The organism is Prosthecobacter sp., from assembly GCF_029946185.1.
Classification (GTDB): Bacteria; Verrucomicrobiota; Verrucomicrobiia; order Verrucomicrobiales; family Verrucomicrobiaceae; genus Prosthecobacter.
This window is the reverse complement of sequence record NZ_JAQSEA010000158.1, coordinates 1-3,413: the sequence shown is the minus strand read 5'-3', so window position 1 is coordinate 3,413 and position 3,413 is coordinate 1. Positions and strand designations below refer to the sequence as shown.

The window sequence follows — 3,413 nt, the reverse complement described above, 5'->3', positions numbered from 1 at the left end:
CCAAGCAGATCTTCAGCATCGTGCTCGGCAGCATCGCCGCCATCTCCCTCCTCGTCGGCGGCATCGGCATCATGAACATCATGCTTGCCAGCGTCACCGAGCGCACCCGTGAGATCGGCGTCCGCCGCGCCCTCGGCGCGCGGCAGAACGACATCGTCGTGCAGTTCCTCATCGAGACCGTGCTGCTTGCCGGCGTCGGCGGCGTCATCGGTGTCGTCCTTGGCCTGAGCATCCCGCTCGCTATCACCAAATTTGCCGGTGTCACCACCGTCATCAAGATGTGGTCGCCGATTCTCGCGTTCTCGATCTCTGTCTTAACTGGGATTGCGTTTGGGATTTATCCGGCACGGAGAGCGGCGATGATGAATCCGGTGGAGGCGCTGAGGCATAATTAAGTGGCGGGGGTGGGAAGGCTTGTTGAATGACGAATGCCCGCTGGAAATTTCGCAGTCTTCCACCTATCCTCTGCAACATGAGCACTCTTGTTCTTCGCCTCGACGATCATCTCGTGAGCCGTCTTGTATCCGCCGCCGCTCGCAGCCACAAAGCCTTGCCGGACTAGGCGGCAGAGCAGCTTGACCGCCTTGCGGGAGCAGCCAGTGCAAAGACGGAGGAGTCTGCGGATTCTCCAGCTCGAGAACGCATGCGCACAGCACTCGCCAGCCTCACAGGCATCTGGGCGGGTCGTGGCACGACCGACGAGTTGATGAACCTCACCCGCGGCGAGGACTGAGGCCATGCCAGCTTTCGCAACGCTCAACTCCCCGCTCCGAAGCTTCGATGGCAGAGTTGCGCACATGGCTGCCATGTGCGGCCCATGGCCGACTGCCTAGTCTAGCTCACCGCACGTCCTCGCAGCATTGGCGAAGAAGGAATTATTCGAGGGCGGCGTTTTTGACGATGACTCCGTTGAGGCTCAAGCTTCTTCGCCTTGCTCGGGCAGATTCTTGATCAATTTGTCGAAGTCCGACTCGAACAGCCGGTCTTGCACGATGCGGTATTTTTCAAACTCACTTTCAGCAGTTGTTGAGTATTGCTTAACAACTGAAGATTCTTCCAGTTCGTTATCGCTGAAAAATGCGTTTCAGGTGCTGGTTGATGGCAGAGACAGAGAAATCATAAAGCGCTGCCATTATCTTCCTCACACCCGCTCCGCCTTGTGCTTGGCGAAGATGGCGAGGCAGCGGTCGCGTTCGGTGTGGTGATCGACCATGGGAAGCGGGTAGCCTTTGGCCAGAGGCAGGCCGGGTTTGGGGGGCTCGTGGAGGAGCGGGGCGGGGACGTTTTTTAGCTCAGGCACCCACTGCTTGATGTAGGTGCCTGCAGGATCAAAGCGCACGCTTTGGAGCCAGGGGTTTTGGATGCGGAAGTAGGGGGCGGCGTCGGCACCGGTGCCGGCGGACCATTGCCAGCCGCCGTTGTTGCTGGCGTTTTCGCCGTCAACGAGGTGCTGCATGAAGTGGGCTTCGCCGAGACGCCAGTCGCAGTGCAGGTCTTTGGTGAGGAACATGGCGGTGATCATGCGGAGGCGGTTGTGCATGAGGCCGGCGTGCAGGAGCTGGCGCATGCCGGCATCGACGATGGGGAAGCCGGTGGTGCCGGTGGCCCAGCGCTGGAAATCCGACTCGCTGCCGGGCCAGGGGAGGCCCCGCCAGTCGGGGGCGAATTCCTGCTGGAAGACGTTGGGGTAGTGCCAGAGGATGGCGACGTAGAATTCGCGCCAGGCGAGTTCTTTGACATAGGTGTCGATGGAGGTCTGCGCGGCGGTGGTGCTGGCCCTGCAGCGCTGGTAAATTTCGCGGATGCTGAGGAGGCCAAAGCGGAGATCCTGGCTGAGGAGGGAGGTGGTCTGACCGGCGGGGAGATTGCGCTGCTGGGCGTAGCCATGGAGGATGCCGGTGTCGATGAAGCGCTTGAGGCGATCACGTGCGGCGCGCTCGCCGGGGGCGGGGATGTCTGCGGTGCAGGCGGGGAGCTGCCAGTGGGCGAGCGTGGGCGGCGGGAGGCTCTTTATTTTTTCATCGGCTGCGGGCCCGAGAGTGGTAGTGCGGCCCTGCGGCGCGGGCTTGGGCAGATTGAGCCAATTTTTCGAGTAAGGAGTGTACACGCGATACGGCAGCGCGCTGCCAGTGAGCACCGCATCAGGCTCGTGCAGGACGCTGTCCTGGTGAGCGTGGCAGGCGATGCCGAGGCGGGTGCAGAGGGCTTGGACGCGGGCTTCCATGGCGCGGCCAAAGGGGGCGTAGTCGCGATTAAAATACAGGGCTTCAGCGTTGGTCTCGCGGATGAAGCGCTCGAGTTCCTCCTCCGCGCTGCCGCTGCGCAGGATGAGGCGGCTGCCGAGGGTGGTGAGGTTTTTGGCGAGGGAGTCCAGACAGCCGCAGAGGAACTGCTGGCGGTTGGGGCCCGTCCAGCCGTGGTGCTGCTGCCAGTCACTGAGGATGTAAACAGGAATGACTTGCTCTGCGGCCTGCGCGGCGTGGTGCAGGGCGGTGTTGTCAGTGAGGCGGAGATCGCGGCGAAACCAGTGAATAACAGGGCGTGGCATGAAGAAAAGAGGGGGGGAGGGAACAAGATACGGTCAGGATCGGACAAAGGGCAGGGCGAATCTTCGCAGCATCTGCCATCAGGTTCATGATGAATATTTCGCTGGGCTGGCGTTACTAGAAGAGCCATATCAACTTTCCTCCCTCCTCTAATCCCCGAATCTCATCCCATGTCTTCGAATTCGCCTGACACCGACGAACCGAAATCTTTCACCGCCGCCTGGATCACCGCGATTCTCCTGATCGTCGTGTCCGTGATCGGCCTGCTCATTTTCCCACCGCTGTATGAGGCTCCCAAGGGGGAGGCCTCCAGCACCGTGCTCTTCATCGGACGCTTCCACCCCATCCTCCTGCACATGCCGGTCGGCATACTCGGCATCCTCTGCTTCTTTGAGCTGCTCTGCTGCACCCGGCGTGGTGAGCAAAAATATGGCGAAGCCTCCCTTCTCATGCTCATCATCGGCGGGGCGGGCGCGGTCTTTGCCGTGTTTGCCGGCATCATGCTCTCGCGTGAGGGCGGCTACGCCGGCGGAAATTTCACCCTCCATCAGACTATGGGGCTGCTCGGCACCGGAGGGGTCTTGATCGCTCTGGTCGTGCGTCTCATCGCCATGGGCCGGGGTAGCATGGAGCTGCTGAATGCCTACCGTGCCGTGTATTTCATCAGTTTTGGCATCATGGGCCTCGGCGCGCACTTCGGCGGCAACATGAGCCACGGGAATAAATTCCTCATTGAACACGCCCCTCCCTGGATCAAGGCGCCGATGGTGGCCATGGAGAAATGGATGCTGAGTTTTGTGGAAAAGCCGAAGGCGGATAAAATTGAGCCCAAGACCGACACCACCTCCGAGGTGAAGCCCCAGGTGC

Annotated in this window: 3 protein-coding genes; 2 read left to right on the top strand and 1 reads right to left on the bottom strand. The window is 61.0% G+C overall.

What is annotated here, in order from left to right; genetic code table 11:
- Positions 1-395, top strand: a 395-nt coding sequence (locus PSV43_RS13895; RefSeq protein ID WP_300198205.1) for an FtsX-like permease family protein, incomplete at its 5' end; no start/stop codon positions are given.
- A 746-nt stretch (positions 396-1,141) separates the two neighbouring features.
- Here PSV43_RS13895 and PSV43_RS13890 read toward each other — a convergent pair.
- Positions 1,142-2,548, bottom strand: a complete 1,407-nt coding sequence (locus tag PSV43_RS13890; RefSeq protein ID WP_300198202.1) for a deoxyribodipyrimidine photo-lyase — start codon at positions 2,546-2,548, stop codon at positions 1,142-1,144.
- Between the two features lie 168 nt (positions 2,549-2,716).
- On the opposite strand from PSV43_RS13890, the gene PSV43_RS13885 reads away from it, so the two are divergent.
- Positions 2,717-3,413 (top strand): DUF2231 domain-containing protein (locus tag PSV43_RS13885; protein ID WP_300198199.1); only part of this gene is annotated, 697 nt, incomplete at its 3' end.